The sequence below is a fragment of the Streptomyces wuyuanensis genome (genome assembly GCF_900103455.1).
Taxonomy (GTDB): Bacteria; Actinomycetota; Actinomycetes; order Streptomycetales; family Streptomycetaceae; genus Streptomyces; species Streptomyces wuyuanensis.
This window is the reverse complement of sequence record NZ_FNHI01000026.1, coordinates 79,248-95,127: the sequence shown is the minus strand read 5'-3', so window position 1 is coordinate 95,127 and position 15,880 is coordinate 79,248. Positions and strand designations below refer to the sequence as shown.

General features: G+C 67.9%; 10 protein-coding genes and 1 pseudogene. 3 read left to right on the top strand and 8 right to left on the bottom strand.

All coding sequences use genetic code 11. The features are described 5' to 3' along the window. Nucleotides 1–15: 15 nt before the first annotated feature. Genes BLT82_RS30640 through BLT82_RS30630 form a run of 3 tightly spaced genes read right to left on the bottom strand, consistent with a single transcriptional unit; the run spans nt 16 to nt 4,582 of the window. On the bottom strand, nt 16–1,773 hold the full coding sequence (locus BLT82_RS30640) for an ABC transporter ATP-binding protein (RefSeq protein ID WP_093660720.1): 1,758 nt from the start codon (nt 1,771–1,773) through the stop codon (nt 16–18). Next, nucleotides 1,770–3,503, bottom strand: a complete 1,734-nt coding sequence (locus BLT82_RS30635) for an ABC transporter transmembrane domain-containing protein (RefSeq protein ID WP_093660718.1) — start codon at nt 3,501–3,503, stop codon at nt 1,770–1,772. Before BLT82_RS30635 ends, BLT82_RS30640 begins: the two co-directional genes overlap by 4 nt. After that, nucleotides 3,500–4,582: a methyltransferase gene (locus tag BLT82_RS30630; RefSeq protein ID WP_093660716.1), complete on the bottom strand. Its 1,083-nt coding sequence runs from the start codon at nt 4,580–4,582 to the stop codon at nt 3,500–3,502. Before BLT82_RS30630 ends, BLT82_RS30635 begins: the two co-directional genes overlap by 4 nt. A 183-nt stretch (nt 4,583–4,765) precedes the next feature. On the opposite strand from BLT82_RS30630, the gene BLT82_RS37360 reads away from it, so the two are divergent. Beyond that, nucleotides 4,766–4,927 carry a hypothetical protein gene (locus BLT82_RS37360; RefSeq protein ID WP_167746135.1) on the top strand — a complete coding sequence of 54 codons (162 nt, stop codon included), beginning with the start codon at nt 4,766–4,768 and terminating at the stop codon, nt 4,925–4,927. 296 nt (nt 4,928–5,223) lie between these two features. On the opposite strand, the gene BLT82_RS30625 is transcribed toward BLT82_RS37360, so the two are convergent. The 5 genes from BLT82_RS30625 to BLT82_RS30605 all read right to left on the bottom strand — a co-directional run bounded on the left by BLT82_RS30625 (nt 5,224) and on the right by BLT82_RS30605 (nt 11,390). Beyond that, complete coding sequence (locus BLT82_RS30625; RefSeq protein WP_244529770.1) at nt 5,224–6,267, bottom strand: hypothetical protein; 1,044 nt, start codon at nt 6,265–6,267, stop codon at nt 5,224–5,226. 366 nt (nt 6,268–6,633) lie between these two features. After that, nucleotides 6,634–7,416 (bottom strand): hypothetical protein, encoded by a 783-nt coding sequence (locus tag BLT82_RS30620; protein WP_093660714.1) that lies wholly within the window; start codon nt 7,414–7,416, stop codon nt 6,634–6,636. Between the two features lie 214 nt (nt 7,417–7,630). Beyond that, on the bottom strand, nt 7,631–9,940 hold the full coding sequence (locus BLT82_RS30615) for a hypothetical protein (RefSeq protein ID WP_093660712.1): 2,310 nt from the start codon (nt 9,938–9,940) through the stop codon (nt 7,631–7,633). A gap of 66 nt (nt 9,941–10,006) precedes the next feature. Further along, nucleotides 10,007–10,414, bottom strand: coding sequence for a hypothetical protein (locus BLT82_RS30610; RefSeq protein WP_342029430.1), 408 nt, complete (start codon nt 10,412–10,414; stop codon nt 10,007–10,009). 571 nt (nt 10,415–10,985) lie between these two features. Next, on the bottom strand, nt 10,986–11,390 hold the full coding sequence (locus BLT82_RS30605; protein WP_093660710.1) for a type II toxin-antitoxin system PemK/MazF family toxin: 405 nt from the start codon (nt 11,388–11,390) through the stop codon (nt 10,986–10,988). A 165-nt stretch (nt 11,391–11,555) separates the two neighbouring features. On the opposite strand from BLT82_RS30605, the pseudogene BLT82_RS30600 reads away from it, so the two are divergent. Together BLT82_RS30600 and BLT82_RS30590 are read left to right on the top strand one after the other, a co-directional pair. Continuing rightward, nucleotides 11,556–12,789: pseudogene (locus BLT82_RS30600) on the top strand (IS701 family transposase). A gap of 1,731 nt (nt 12,790–14,520) precedes the next feature. Next, entirely contained in the window at nt 14,521–15,777 is a 1,257-nt protein-coding gene (locus BLT82_RS30590; protein ID WP_093660704.1) for a protein-glutamine gamma-glutamyltransferase, read from the top strand. Nucleotides 15,778–15,880 lie beyond the last annotated feature (103 nt).

Below are 15,880 nucleotides of genomic sequence, written 5' to 3'. Positions count from 1 at the left end.
TCATCCCACCAGCGGTCATCCGTGCCAGGACTTCCACAGCTCGGCGTACGTGCCGCCCCGCTCCACCAGGTCGTCGTGCGTCCCGCTCTGGACGATCAGGCCGTCCTCCATCACCACGACCCGGTCGGCGTCGTGAGCGGTGTGCAGCCGGTGCGCGATCGAGATGACGGTCCCGTTCAGCAGCCCGGTCAGGGAACGTTCCAACGTGCGGGCGGTATGCGGGTCGAGCAGGGCGGTCGCCTCGTCGAACACCACTACGGGCGGGTCGCGCAGCACCAGCCGCGCCAGCGCCAGCTGCTGGGCCCGGGCAGGGCTCAGTTCGGCCGCGCCGGAACCGACCTCGTGGTCCAGGCCCAGCGCGGAAACCCACTCCCAGGCATCGACGGCCCGCAGGGCCCGCTCCAGGTCAGAGGCACTCGCGTCGGGCCGGGCGATGAGCAGGTTGTCGGCCAGGCTGCCCCGGAAGACGTGGTACTCCTGGGTGACCAGGATGACATCACGGCGCAGCTCCGACGCCGACAGCTCCGTCAGGGGCACCCCGCCCAGGGTGATAGTGCCCCGGCCTGGGTCATCGATCCCGGCGATGAGCCGGCCCAAGGTGGATTTGCCGGCCCCGGAGGGGCCCACTACCGCCAGCCGCTCACCGGGGGGCACGTGCAGATCGATGCCGCGCAGGTTGTCCTTGCCGTCCCGGTAGGAGAAGTGCACCCCCCGCAGCTCGACGCCCTCCTCCGGGGCCGTCCCGGTCGCCGAAGCCGGTCCGGCACCGGGGGATGCCGGACCGGCGGCGTTCCGAACCCCGAGGACCCGGGCCAGGGAGGCGCCGCCGACCTGGAGTTCGTCCATCCAGAAGAGCAGGGTGTCCACGGGCCCGATCACCATCTGGACGTACAGGGTGGCGGCGGTGACGGCGGCCAGGCCGACCATCCCCTCGATGTACATCAGCCCGCCGATGACCAGAGTGGCGGCCACCGGCAGGATGTACCCGGTGTCGGCTATCGGCAGGTAGATGCTGCGCAGGTTCAGGGTGTGGCGCTCGGCCGCGTAGGACGCCGCGATGTCCGTGTCCGTACGCTGCTGCCGGCGCCGCTGGAGCCGGAGCGCTTCCACCGTACGGGCGCCCGCCACGGTCTCGGAGAGGTGGTCGTTGATCTGCGCGTACGAGGCGTTCGCGTGCAGGTAGCCGGCCCGGGCGCGGCGCAGGTACCAGCGGGTCGACAGCCACAGCACCGGTACGGCGACCAGGCAGGGCAGGACCAGGAGCGGATCGGTCAGGCAGACGGCCCCGATGGTCAGGACGACGGTGGTACCCGCCACCAGGGTGTCGGGGACGGCCCGCTGCACGGTGAAGGCCAGTACGTCGACGTCCCGGGTGGTCCGCGTGACCAGCTCCCCGGTCCCGGCCCGCTCCACCGTGTGGGTCGGCAGGGCGAGCACACGCCGGACGAACTCCTCACGCAGGTCCGCGAGTACGGTCTCGCCGAGCCGCAGGGAGGCGCTCCGGGCGAAGCGAGTCAGGACAGCCTGGAGGATCACCGCGGCGCAGATTGCGAAGGCGACCGGGGTGACGGCGACCGCGCCGTGCGCCGCGTTCTCGACGATCCGACCGAGCAGTTGGGGAGTGACGAGCGCGGCGACGCAGGCAAGGGCGTGCAGCAGCAGTGAGAGGGAGAGCGGCCCCCGGTGGTCGAGCATCGTGCGCCGGGCGTAGGAGCGCACCTCCCGCTGGGAGGCGACCGGCAGCCCGTCGGCGGGCGGGGCGGCGGCGGTCATGCCGTGACCTCCCGGGAGACGACGGTTCGGTAGTCGGCGTACGTGAGCAGGTTCCGGTGGTCGCCCTGGGCCACGGCCTTGCCCTCCTGGACGAACACGACGTGATCGCAGTGGGCGAGGAGGATGGGACTGGTGGTGAACACGACGGTGGTCCGGCCCGTCCGGTACGGCCCGAGACGCCGGGCCACCCGTTCCTCGGTGGGGGCGTCGAGGGCGTTCGTCGGATCGATGAGGACGAGGACCTCCGCGTCGGCCAGCAGGGCGCGGGCCAGGCGCAGCCGCTGCTGCTGGCCGCCGGAGAACTCCCGTCCCCCGCTGATCTCCTGCGCCGTCCCGTCGGGCAGAGCCTCGGTGATGTCACGAGCGGAGGCCGCCTCCAGGGCCCGCAGCACGGCGGCCGGGTCGGGTGCGGCGCCGTCCGCCGCGCGACCGGGATCGAGCTGGTCGGCGAGCCGCCCCGAGAACAGGGCGGCGCCGTTGTCGGCGACCAGGACGCGCCGGCGGACGTCATCGGTGCGGTAGGCGGACAGTGGTGTCTCGCCGTGCAGGGCCGCCGGGTCGGCGTATCGGCCGAGGCGGTCCGCGAGCGTCCGTGCGTCCCCGTCGGCGTCGCAGACCACCGCGAGCAACTGCCCTGGCGGCACGGTGAGCCCGGAGTCCGGGTCGTGCAGCCGGAGCGCTTCCTCGTCCGGCAGCGGCCGGGTACCCGACAGCAGCTCCGTCCTCAGACCGAGGAAGTCCAGGATCCGGCGGGCCGCCACCGAGGCCCGGGTCAGCTGGTCGAGCATCGTCGTGATCTGTCCGAGCTGCTGGGTGAGGAAGACGGCGTATCCGTAGAAGGCGACGAGCAGGCCCGGTTCGAGTCGTCCGGTGCTCACCTGGTGGGCGCCCAGCCAGACGATGGCGACCAGTAGCGTTCCCGGCAGCAGGACACGGAGGAAGGCCATGTTGGCCACAGCCCCGGCCACCCGTACGCCCTCGGCCCGGACGGCCTGGGAGTCGTCACGGTAACGACGTCCGTAGACCTCCTCACCGCCGATGCCCCGCAGCACGCGCAGCCCGTCGATGATGTCGACCGACAGGTCGGTGAGCGCGCCCTGCCGTTGGCGCAGTTGTTCCTGGCGGCCGTGCAGGAGCCGTAGCAGCCGGGTCACGGAGAGCGCGATCAGCGGTACGCCGACGAGCACCATCACGCCCAACTGCCACGACGTGACCAGCATGAACACGGACGCGAAGAGGATGGAGGCAACCGCCCCGCTGCCCCGCGCCGTGCCCTCCACGGCGGTGCCGAGATGGCCGACGTCCATGGCGCTGACACTGACCACCGAGCCGGTGGAGGCGTGTCGGGGCAGCTCCGCACCGAGCTCGGTGGCCTGCCTGACGACCAGTTGCGTGGCACGGTAGGCGGCCCCGAACCGGTTCGTGGTCGACGCCCGGTCGCGCAGCATGCCGACGAGGGCCTGGAAGACGCCGAGCACCAGCACCACCGCGCCCCACACCAGCAGGGCGTCGCGGTCACGGGGGAGCAGCCCCCGGTCGATGCCGAGGCCGACGGCCACCGGGACCAGCGCCTGCGCCAAGGTGCACAGCACGCCGAACACCGTGGCGAGGACCAGGCTGCCGCGGTGGCGGGTCGCGAGCCAGACCAGGAAGCGGACGGGCGAGGTGGTGACGGGAACGCCCGGGTCGGGGGCGGGGAAGAGGCCTGGCCCGGCGAGGCTGCCCCTCATGGTTTCGTTCCGATGCTCAGACCGTGCTCGTAGGGGTAGCCGGTGAGGGTCCGCACACCGGTGAAGCCGGCCCGGCGTATCCAATCCTCGTAGTCGCGGGCGGGGTAGGCCATGCCCTTCCCGCTGGCGAGCACGTTCAGGTAGAGGGAGAGCCGGGCCGAGTACCAGCCCCGGGTTTCGTCGTCGGAGACGTTGTAGCCGTAGATGAACACCCGTCCGCCGGAGGGGAGAACGGCGTGCGCCTTCGCCAGCAGCTCTGTGATCTGTTCACCGGAGAAGATTTCAAGGACATGGCTGAAGAGCACCGCGTCCGCGCCGACGGGGAAGGGGTCGGTGAACAGGTCCCCGGTGTGGAGCCGGATGCGCCCGTCCGGCTCCCCGGCGGGGGTGCGGGAGGCGGCCAGCTCCGACACCGACGGTATGTCGAAGACGGTCGAGTGCAGTTGTGGGTGACGGGTGATCAGCCGCTCACTGGTGGTGCCGTCGCCGCCGCCCACGTCGAGCAGGTGCCGCACGGTCGCGAACTCCTCGCACTCCACCAGCGCGTCGAGGCTCTTGAGCGTGAAGGCGCTCATGCTGCGGTGGAAGACCGTCTCCAGCTCCGGGTTGTGCGACAGCCTCCGGTAGAGCGTGGGCTCGTCGCCGGGGTGGGCGGCCAGCGCGGTGTTGGTACCGGCGGCGAGCGCCTCGCTCATCCGCGAGAAGGCCGGGTAGTAGATCTCCTTCCAGCCGGTGAGGATGTGGCGCCAACTGTCGGGACCGTCGGGGGCCAGGAGCTCCTCGGCCGCCGGGGCGTCGTGGTACGTGCCGTCTGCACGTCGCTCGATGAGCCCGGTGGTGCACACGGCGTGCAACAGGACTCGCAACGAGTGGGCGGGGACGCCGGTGAACTCGTTCAGCTCGTCGAAGGAGGCACCGGGATGTTTGGCGAGGAACCCGAAGAGGTCCCATTCCAGCGCCGTGACCACGGCGTTGAAGAGGGCCGGGGCGTTCACCAGGAAGTGGAAGCGCTCGGCAACGGAGTCAGGGGCGGGCTGTTCGATTCGGACGGGCTGGCCGGAGTCGGCAGACGTGTTCACTTCCGTACCTCTCGTCAACAGATCGCCGCGGGCCGGACACCGGCCCCGCGGCGGTTGCAAGATCACGATCGCTCGACCGCATGCTCACACGTCACCTAAGTGCCTGCAAGGACGATCCTCGCGATCCAGCCAGCCTCCGTCCCGCACGCCCGTCCCGCTGTTGGGACGACAGGGGGGTGCCCAATGGCCGGCGATCTGATGATCAAGGAGATGTGTCTGATGGCGGAGACCGCCGTGGAGAACCAGTCGGCTGAGCAGGTGGTTCAGGTACCGTCGAGTGCGGTGTCGGACGAACAGCTCGTCGCGATGCTCGTGGACCGGGCCCAAACGAGGGCCTGCAACTGACGGGCGAGGGCGGGCTGTTCCGCCATCGGCGTCTGCGTGCGAGATCTGGCGGCCGAGCTTCTCGTCACTCTCGCGGATGGTGCCGCCGGTCGGGGAAGTCACCTTTTCGGCCTGTCCGCGGCGTCGTGGTAATGGCCTCGCTGGCGACAGCGGTCGTCGTGGGCGGACCGGACGTGTCGTTGGACCATAGTGGTGCGGGTGCGCAAGCGAGTCCCAGTCGTCGGCCGCTGCAAGGCCGTCGCCGGTGCGGTTGTTGCCGGGCCGACCGGGGTGGCCCGGTCCGCGCGGCCGCACCCTCACCTCGTGGCCGCGCCGCAGTCGAAGGTCCTGATCGCGGACCGGACGGAGGACTCGAAGAACGCGTCCAGCGACGGAGTGCCAGGATGGCGTTGACGCGTCTCCGTGTACTGCAGTCCCGGTTCCAGTGCCAGGTAGGCAGCGCCCTGGGCGCAGGGCAACATGATCCTTTGAGGCTCGACGACATCGGCTTCCTTGCCTCCGGGCCCCGTCCCCTCGTGCGTTCCCGGATCCTTCTCGACGGCGGCCAGGAGTAGTGGGTCCCGGGCGAGCATGTACGTCATGAAGCCATTCGCACTGGCGAGGCGATTCGAGTCACTACCCAGGAACACCGTGCAGGACCACAGGTCAGCAGGCGCCACCTGACCTGCTTCGAGGACCTCGCTGTCCGCCGGCACCTGGCCGTGGACGGAGAAACCGTCAAGGCCGCACAGCCGACCCTCGGAAGCCGGACGGGCCGCTTGCGAGCGGGGCGGCCGGGGGGTTCTGGGCTCCTTGGGGAGGGTGCCGCATGCTCTTTCCGCCGCGATGGCGCCTGCGGCATCGGTAAGCAGGGCGCCAAACGCCGTGGTGTCGGACACCGGTTCACTGGAGTGGGCTTCGACGATCACTGGCTGGTCCGTCCAGCACTTCTCGGGCAGCAGGACCCAGCCGTCGTGCTCATAGACGCCGCCGGTCACCGGTCCGGTGAAGAACGAAGCCCGCGCAGGGTCCGGCCACCTGCCGTCCAGGACGGGGAAGTCACCGCGCTCCTCAGCGACCCGGACGGACAAGGTGCCCTTCCCGCCACCGACGACGACTGACGACTTCTCGACCTCGCACTCCGTGTCCGGAAGGTCGTCGGCGACGCCATCGCCTTCGGCGCTGACCCGCCCTGAGCCGGGCAGGACCGCGTCCGCGTTCGCCGCAGAGACCAGCCCTCCGCAGAGTCGGTCGGCCGTCAGCACATTCGTATTGCGGTAAGCATGCAGCAGCCCCGCAACCAGGAGCACCAGGACCGCCACCACGGCCCGTACCTTCCACGACGAGCGTGCTGTGCCCACTTGCCCACTTCCTTGTTCGCAGGGCCGAATACGCTTCCTCACGGCCGGTGATGTACTTTGCTTCGCCTCGCCCTTGTGGCGTTCTCGACGACGTCGCTCACGTCCTCCCGGTCGACGATCACGGCGCGCGTCGGCACACCGGAGGCCCATCACCGCCGCAACAGTGGCCGCCTCCACCATCGCGAGCTGCTCCAGCGTGAGGCCCTCCAGCCACAACGTCTCGATCTCGCAGCCCCGAGCGGCGGGACGCCTACTGGTCGAACGCGTCGATATGTCTTCTTCGAGGAACGAGGGCCCGACAGCCGACTGTCGGACCCTCAAACGGTAACCGTTGCCAACCAGCGGGGCGGGCTCAGCAGGCCGTGCCTACGGCTCGATCTCCCGGTAGGCGCTGAGGGCACTGCGTTCGACCTTGGCGAGCAGCCCCTGCCGGGTCTGCTCGTCCATTTTCCGCTGCTGCGCCCAAAGGCGGGTCATCTCGATGCCCTGAGCACGCAGGCTCTCGTAGCGTTCCTCCTCCGCGGTGCTCCGAAGGCCCTGAAGCCATGCCGAAGCAAGGCCGCCCGTCGCTGAGGCCCGGTCGTCCGCGAGCGCGTCGAGGACTGCCGCACGCCATGCCCGTGCCTGGCTCGTGTCCAGGCCTCGGGTGACGGAGTCCGCGATACCGTCGAGGGTGCCGAGTGCGCGCGCACTCTCGGTGGGCGGCACGCTGAGGCCGAAGCCTTCGGCGTCGGCGGGGACGGCGGCGAGGCGCTGCCCTGTAATCCGGGTCTCCGTGAGCCGCAGCAGAGCGTAGGAGTGGGGGTCCTGCGCGATCGCATGCAGGACGTCCCTGAGGGTGTCGGTGAGGACCGTCAGATGGTAGCTGCCGTCTTCGGCTTTCCAGGGTGGTGTCGTGGGGGCGGCCTTGGTCACGAAGTCCTGGATGTTGATACCGCCGAGCATCGCGTGCAGATCCTGGGGGTAGTCGGCCAGGGCTGTGGCGAGGGGGCGGCGCAGTGCCGGATCGAGGGTGAGTTCGCCGGGGCCTTGGGATCCGAGGGCCGTCAGGACGTCCTTGAGCGCCTTCGCCTGAGCGAGGCTGTGCCGCCCCTGGGGGTCCCCGGCGGATGCCTTCACGATGGCTTTGCCGAGGGCCTGGCAGCTCATTCCTGGACGGACGTCTCGCCCGACCGAGCTTTGCACTCGGTCGTTCTCGGGCAGGCCGTTGCACGCAGGCGTCGTGTCCCGGCCGAGCAGCAACCATGCTCCGATCCCGCCCAGCAACGCCAGGCATACTCCGAGAACGATCACGGCCGTGGCCTTTCTCCGGCGTGGGGGCGTCTTGTTGGGCATGGGCTTGTTCCCTCCTGGCGTGCCAGTGTCAGTTGGTGGTGTCGGTCAGGTACTTCTGAGTGATGTTGGCCCCTCGGTCGTGGCCGTGGAGGATCTCGCTCTTGAGCCCGGCCCTGGCGTCCGCGTCGATGTCCCGCCGGTCGTCGGCCCATGAGTCGACCATGAGGTTCATCTGGTTGGTGGCGTTCAGGTAGTGGTCGGCGATGCCTGCGTTGGCCGTGGTGTCGGCTTCGGCCTTCAGGTTGTTGCCCATGAACCACGCCCACGTGTCGACGCCGCGTTGAATCGAGTCGCCGAAGGCGATGGATACGCCGCCGGCTGTGGTGAAGTACAGAGGGGTCACGGCGCCGCCGATGACGTGGTAGGCCATCTTCGACTTCCAGTCCGCCGCACTGTAGGCGGTCATGCGCTCGTCGTTGATCACGTCTTCCCTAATGGCGCTGTACGCCCCCAGAGCTGCGCCGGCGTTGCTGAGAGGGTTGCTCTGGGCGAAGCCGGTGGCGTCCTGCGGGATCTTCTCCATTTCCAGACTGATGAAGCGGGACTCCGCCTTGTGCAGCGTCGCGTAGGCTTCTGGATCGTCGGAGAGGCCCCGCATGAACTGCGCCAGATCCTTCTGGGTCACCGCCATGTGGACCTTGTCTCCGTCGCGGAAGTAGCCGTCGTCCGTGGTGGAGTTGACGTACTGGCTGCTTCCCATCCCACCCAGGATCTGGTGCGTGTCCTCCGTGTACGAGGCGGGGGCGCGGGAGAGGGGTTCGCGCATGTTTTCAGGCACGCTCTGATCGGGGCCGAGCCCGCTGACGACGCCGTGCATGATGCGGGCTTGCCCCTCAGTGTGGGGCGTTACGGGCCACGGGTCCTGCCCAGGGCGCAGCGGGGGATGCCCCGTTGCCGCGGCCTCGAGCGCGGCTCCCAGCCCCGTGCGGGCATCGCTGTCCGCGGTGTCGCCGCCGGTGCGTTCGATGTTGCCCGTCCACTGGGTCGTGTCGACGGTGTCCCAGTCGCGTTCCTTGAGCAGGTACTCCAGCCGATCGTTCTTGCCGCCGGCGCCCGGGTCAAGATACGCCGTGGTGCCGTCCGGGTCGCGGCTCATGAGGTTCAGGGCGCCGTCGACAGGGTCGTTGGCGAACCATCCTTCCTTCTTTCCGTCGAACTTGCCGTGCAGGTCCCAGATGTCCGGGTCCTTCTTCTCGGCCGCGATCATGTCGTCCGTGATGTCGGCCATGAACTGCGGCGAGTAGCCGCTGCCCTGCTGCATGAGTGTGACCAGGCTCTGGTAGCCACGGGCTTCCTGCCCATGGCCAGTACCGACGGCTATCTTGTCGCCGACGACGTCCAAGTCGAACTTCTCGACCCCCGCCTTCTTCAGGCCCTCGCGCCATTCGGTGTAGAACTTGCCGTCGTCCTGTTTCAGCCAGTTGTCGAAGGCCTTCTGGTAACCGGCTGTTCCGTACTTGAGCGTCTTGCCTTCGGAGTCCTTGAACGCAGGCGGACGTGTGGCCCCCGCCAGGGTGTCGGCGAGTCCGCTCGTGATGCTGCGGAACAGCTTCTGCTGGTCGCCGTTGCCCGAGTGAGCCTTGTCGTTGAGATTGTTCCCGAGCTGGATGGTGCCGGAAGGGCCCAGCCCGTTGAGGAACGTCTGACTGAACGCCTTGTTGTCGGAGTTGTCCCGGAACGATCGCTGGAGCTCGGCCAAGTCCGCGGCGGATACCTTCTCGCCGCTGTTGATCCGGGTGGCGATGTCCTTCGCGTGCGCCGCCTCGTACTCCTCGACGTCGCTCTTCGCGCCCGAGTTGAAGCCGTTGAACGTGCCGTCCAGCGAGTTGCTGTCCACGACGACCGCTGCCAGGGCGATCCGGACTCCGTCGTCGGCGTCGGCGACCGCCTTGACCGCCGCTGCGATGGCCTGGTTCCACTCGCCGGCCGCCGTGCGGGCCGACTCCTGGTAACTGCGGTCGTGGACATAGGCAGTGCGCTCGCCGTCACTGAGCCGTGAGGTGTCGAACGAGACATAGCCCTGTTCGGAGACTTTCGTCCCGGCCTTGACCGCGTCATCACGGACACTCTTCAGCTTGCTCCGCAGGTCGACGAACTGGGTGTGCGCGTCGCGCAGCAACGCGGCAACGGCCTTCGCTTCCTTCTGCTCGGCCTTGTACTCGTTGAGCGTCACGCCGAACCGGCTGTTCGCGGCGTCCGCGCTCAGGCCCTGCCAGGTCTGCCCCAAAGAGATTCCGTGGACGTCCCGTTCGTATTGCGTCTCGAGCTTTTTGAACTCGCCCGCCATGTCGTCCCACTTGGTGGCGGCAGCGGTGAGCTTGGACAGATCGGTGGTCATGACTTCGTGGTACGTCGGCGCGTTTCCCCCTGGAGCCGGTGCGCGGGCAGTCGGATCTGGTCGAGCTCAGAGCTTGTCGAGCGACGAAGACTGACGAGTCTGAACAGCGATGCCGACGTCGGTGCCCCGGAGTAGGACAGAGGTGTTGCGCAGCGCGCTCTTCTCCGAGCCCAGTCTGCCCATCAGCGCCTTGACCTGCTTCTCCCACGCCTCGTGGGCTCTCTTCAGCGCCGGAGAGGTGTCCCAGCCGTGCCCGTCCTTGCCGCTGAACTCCCTGACCGCGGCGCCCGTGCTCTCCTCGGCCGTGTCACCGGCCTTCTTCGTGTCGGGCTCGAGGTGCTTCTCGATGGCGTTGGCCGCTGCCTTCTTCTGCGCGGGCGTCGACGCCAGGTCGGGGCACCGCCGCCTCCAGTTGCCGGGGCCAGCTGATTCAGCCGCATCTGTGCGCTCGAGTCGGCCTTGATCCTGTCCCATTCGCCCCAGGTCATGCTCTCCGCCCCCGTGAAGCTGTCTGCTCTGGCCAATGATCACTGTAGCCATTCGGGCAAACCATCTGTCATTCAGGCTGCTGGGTCGGTCCCGCAACGGACGATGTCTCGCACAAACCCTGACCTGGGCAGCAGTTGTCGCGGCACGGCACATCCACAGGAGTCCGAACCTTGAGACGGGTCCGGAGGCAGTTACGGTGGCAGCTGAGGGTCCCGGGGCCGGCCATGGGGGACGCACGGGCGGGTCGCTGAAGGCGGTCACGGAACCGGATATTTCCTTCGGGCGGCGGTGTGTTCGCGGTGCCGCGGACGCACAGTGGCAGTCAATCCCCAAGTTCCTGGCCACGAGAGACCTCTGGCCGCGAGAATCACGTCATGACCAACGGCGACGCGGACCGCGTATTCATCCGGAGCAAATGGGGCACGAACCGCTACGTCTAGTACTCCAGCCGTAGATCGTGATCTCGAGGGTGAGGGGCGCCGAGGAGACAGGTGGCCAGCGTCGATCGTCTGGACGAGATCGACGACGCCATCGGGGGCGTTCGTTCCGTCTCGGCCTACGCGAGTCCGCCGAGACGGAGGGCGTCCCTTATCTCGCTGAGCTTCGCGGTCGTCGCCGGGGCCCACTCCTTCTCCTGTTCACCGAGTCGGAGGGCATCCTCGATCTCGCTGAGCTTCGCTGAGGACAGAGCGCCCGCCCGCTCGATCAGGTCGTCTCGGGACACGGTGGTCAGCCACGTGCAAGGGGTAAAGCCTGGACGCGGGAACGCGAACCGCAGCACGCCTTCAAAGGGCAGTCCTTCCATGGCGCCTACTACCACTTCGACGCCCAGACCGCTGATGTCGACGCCCGCCGGAGCGACGACCTGCATCACCCGGATCCCGGACGCGTCGTCTCCCGACAGCAGTACGACCAGCCGCCGCTCGTCGAACTCGACCCACCAGACTTCGCCACGTTGCACATGTACTCCTGACACGGGACGGCAGGCGGACGCTGCGCGACCCTGACGCGCTGTGGAGACGGTGCGGCCACCGTTGATCATCGGTGTGTGAAGACTGAAGATCATGCGGTGGCCGCAGGTCACAGCGTAGACCCTGCCCGTTTACAGTAGGCGTTCGAGGGCCTGATGAGCCGGATAGGGGGCGGTTTGCGCGGGTCGAACCCAGGCGTCGAGCGAGGCAGCTGGTGCTCGGGCTGCTGTCGGACCTGCCGCGCAAGAACTGCTGGACCATCGCCGAGTGGGCGGGGAGGCCACCCCGGACGGCATGCAGCACCTGCTGGGGCGGGCCAAGTGGGAAGCCGACCAGGTACGCGACGACCTGCGCGAGTACGTGGTGGAGCACCTGCACGACGACCAGGCGGTGCTGGTGGTCGACGAGACCGGGGACGTGAAGAAGGGCACCGGCACGGCCGGCGTCCAGCGCCAGTACACCGGTACCGCGGGCAGGATCGAGAACGCCCAGGTCGCCGTCTACCTGGTCTACGCCGGCCGGCGCGGGCACGCGGCAGTGGACCGGGAACTGTACGTCCCGCGCTCCTGGACCTCCGACCCCGACCGCTGCCGCGCCGCCGGGCTCGGCGGGGAGACTCCCTTCGCCACCAAACCGGAGCTGGCCGCCCGCATGGTCGCCCGGTTCCTGGACGCCGGCCATCAGGCCGCATGGGTCGCGGGCGACGAGGTCTACGGCGGCAACCCCAAGCTGCGAGACGCGCTGGAGAAACGCGGCGCCGGCTACATCCTCGCGGTGGCCTGCTCGCACGAAGTCGCCACCGGTGTGGGGAAGTTCCGTGCGGACACGCTGGCCAAGAAAGTGCCCAAACGGGCCTGGCAGAAGATCTTCGCCGGGGCCGGAGCCAAGGGCCACCGCTTCTACGACTGGGCCGTCATCGACCTCGCCGACCCAAGGCCCGGCAGTCGCCAACTGCTGATCCGCCGCAACCGCAGCACCGGCGAACTCGCCTACTACCGCTGCTACTCGCCCACACCGGTGCCGCTGACCACGCTGGTGCGAGTCGCCGGATCAAGATGGCGAGTAGAGGAGTTCTTCCAATCCGGAAAGGGCCTGGCCGCCCTGGACGAGCATCAGGTCCGCCGCTACGCGTCCTGGTCCCGCTGGGTCACCCTGGCCATGCTCGTGCATGCCTTCCTCGCCGTCGTCCGAGCAGACGAGCACGCCCGCCGCCCTGCACGAGACGCCCTCATACCGCTCACCTGCAACGAGATCCAACGCCTCTTCATCGCCCTGGTCATCCAACCCGTCCACGACGTTGCCCACCGGCTGGGCTGGTCCGCCTGGCGACGCCGCCACCAAGCCCGATCCCAGGCCAGCCACTACCAGCGACAAGCCGCCCAGGCATGAAGGTCACGATCTACGGCTGGAGTACTAGAATCCGCACAGTCCCGTCGGCTCCGCCCGCATTGTCGGCTCCGTGTTGTTCGTCGTCGTGGGCATGTACCTGCTCCTCCATCCCGGCCCTCTCAGCAGCATCGACGACTGGGACGGGAGTGAACTGCGGCCGGCCGTGACCGCAGCGACGGCCGAGTGGTCGCGCGAGGCGGAGTTCGGTCCGGGGACCATCACCTTCGAGGACATCCTGCAGGCCGCCATCGCGAGACACGGCGACAGTCCTCAGGCAGCGCTGACCGGCTCGCTCGCATCTGATCCGTCGGAGTCCGCCCTGGTCGACGGCGGCACGGAGCAGGCGACTACACCGTCACCGCCGACGGCACGGACACCCCTTTCTGCCTCTACGTCTACGCCGAGAAGCGCAAGATGGACATGGGCTACGACTCGGTCAGCATCTACGTCGACGACGGCGCATGCGCTGCCTCCTGATACGCGTTCGTCCCCTTTGATGTGCTCGGTGACAACCTGGCATGCTTTGTCCCACGCAGGCGGCTCCTCGACCCCCGGCCCTCGTGGTCCACTCGCGCGGGCGGAAGCCGTTGCGGTGGTCGACGCGCTCTTCGCTGACCGGCCCCGTACTCGGCGCTGCAGAGTCACCGAGTGGCCGCCGATACACCACTCCAGCGGACGTGACCGAGGGGGCTTTACCAGCCGTTTCACAGAGAGGCAGGGAGAGGGACAGGGCTGTCGGCGGAGGTGAGGCGAGCGAGAGCCCGCAGTGGCGAATGGCGGAGATCGAGCGGTTCTGGGGAGCGAGCGTGGTTCGTATGGTTCCGAACTGCCGTGTGTGGACAGCGGCTTCCGTGCCTGGATCACCACCTCTCTTCGGGACTCTTCGTCCCGGTCAACAGCGCCGTCGTCGAAGGCTCCCCGGGATTCCCGATGTCACTGCCGCCAACCTCGCCGCAGACCAATTGCGAGGGGTGAAGAGAGTGCTGCCGCTACGTATCCGGAGCTGGGCGGGTTCGGAGCGGTGACCGAATGCTGCTCTATGTGGCGGTGTGGCCGAATGTGAAGCCACTGTGTTGTCGGGGAGTTGGCACCGGGCCATGATCTGTTCTCGCACAACCTCACCATTCATGTCATGCGGGAGTCGAGATGTGATGAACCAACCCCTCCACAGGATGGAGTGGACAGCCTGCGCGCTGGCTTCCGATGCCTGTGTCCCCCCAGGGGCCGCTGGGCACGGGGCCGGTCCCTGAACCCTTGCACACCTTCGCGCAGAGGAAGGCAAGGACGGTCCTCAGGCTGGGGGCCCCAACGCAGTTTCCTCCGCGCTACGGACACCGTGCACGCGCATGTTCACCCCGGTCGGGTGCGCCTGACGGCGTCAGCCTCATGGGCTCCGCCTCGCGCGCCGGGGTCCGCTACTGCAGCCCGGGCCACGGTCCGGGACGTGTCGCGCATCGGGGCCCAAGGCAGTAGCCGGGCCGGCGGCCCTGCCTGATCGGGCCGGCTGGACCGGGCCCTGATCGTGGTGGCCGCCGGTCGGCTGAGACGACGTGTTCATCTGTCCGGCGACTCATCACCACCGTCTCGCGCACCCTCTACGTCTCCTTCGCCGGTGCCTTACCGCTTCCGGTTCAGCGACGCAGCGGTGCGCTGCCGGGCCCCACACTGCGTTGTCCCTCTCGCACGCCATCGCTTCATGACGTATCACTGCAAAGGAGTTCGTGACCTTTCATGCACACACGCTCGAGATTTCTCGCCTTCACCACTGTGGGCGTAGTGATGTGCACCGCTGGTTTCATACCGTCGGTCAGCCAAGCCGCTCACAGGGTCGAGGGGGAGGAGAGGGAGTCCTTTGCCAAAGAGCACGGCCTGACGGCAGATGATGTCAGGCACATCAACGCACTGAACGAGAAGGCTCTGAGCCTGGGTCTGCCCGGCAAGCCCTCAGGGGCGTCACTACCGAGTGCCATCGAATCCCTCGGGGCCTCCGCGGCGGCAAGCGGCAGGGTGACGCCTCCCGCCGAGCCGCTTGACAGCATGCCTGACGCGTACCGGACGTACGGGGGCAGGGCGACTACGGGCGTCAGCAACTACATACGCAAGTGGCAGCAGGTCTACAGCCACCGCGATGGCCAGGCTCGGCAGATGACCGAAGAGCAGCGAGAACAGCTGTCCTACGGTTGCGTGGGCGTCACCTGGGTCAACTCAGGCCCCTACCCGACGAACAAACTGGCGTTCGCCTCCTTCGATGAGAACAAATACAAGAACGCTCTGGAGCACACCACTCCCCGGCCAGGCGAGACGCGGGCCGAGCTTGAAGGGCGCATCGCCAAGGAGAGCTTCGACGAGGGAAAGGGATTCAAGCGGGCTCGTGATGTGGCATCCATCATGAACAAGGCCCTGGAGAACGCACACGACGAGGGGACCTATCTCAATAATCTCAAGGTGGAACTCACAAGGAGCAACGACGCTCTGCGCAACGAAGACGCCCGCTCGAACTTCTACTCGGCTCTAAGGAATACCCCTTCCTTCAAGAACAAGGATGGGGGCAACCACGACCCGTCCAGGATGAAGGCGGTCATCTACTCCAAGCACTTCTGGAGCGGACAGGACCCGCGGAGCTCCTCCAGCAAGAGGAAGTACGGCGACCCGGAGGCTTTCCGCCCCAACCAGAGCACAGGACTGGTCGACATGTCGAAGGACAGGAACACCTCGCGCAGCCCCGGCAACCCCGGCGAAAGCTATGTCAATTTCGACTATGGATGGTTCGGTGACCAAAAGGAAGCAGATCACAACGAGACTGTGTGGACCCACGCCAACCACTATCACTCGCCCGACGGTGGCATGGGCCCGATGAAGGTCTACGAGAGCAAGTTCCGTAACTGGTCCGCCGGATACGCGGATTTCGACCGCGGGACCTATATGATTACGTTCATACCCAAAAGTTGGAACACGGCCCCCGCCAAGGTGACGCAAGGCTGGCCGTAACGCCTGACCCTCACAGAAACACGGCCCTGGCGCAGTGGCCCTCACGTTGCCCCTGCCTCATGCGACGAACTCCAGGGGTCGTTGCAGTACAAGTCTCGATCCT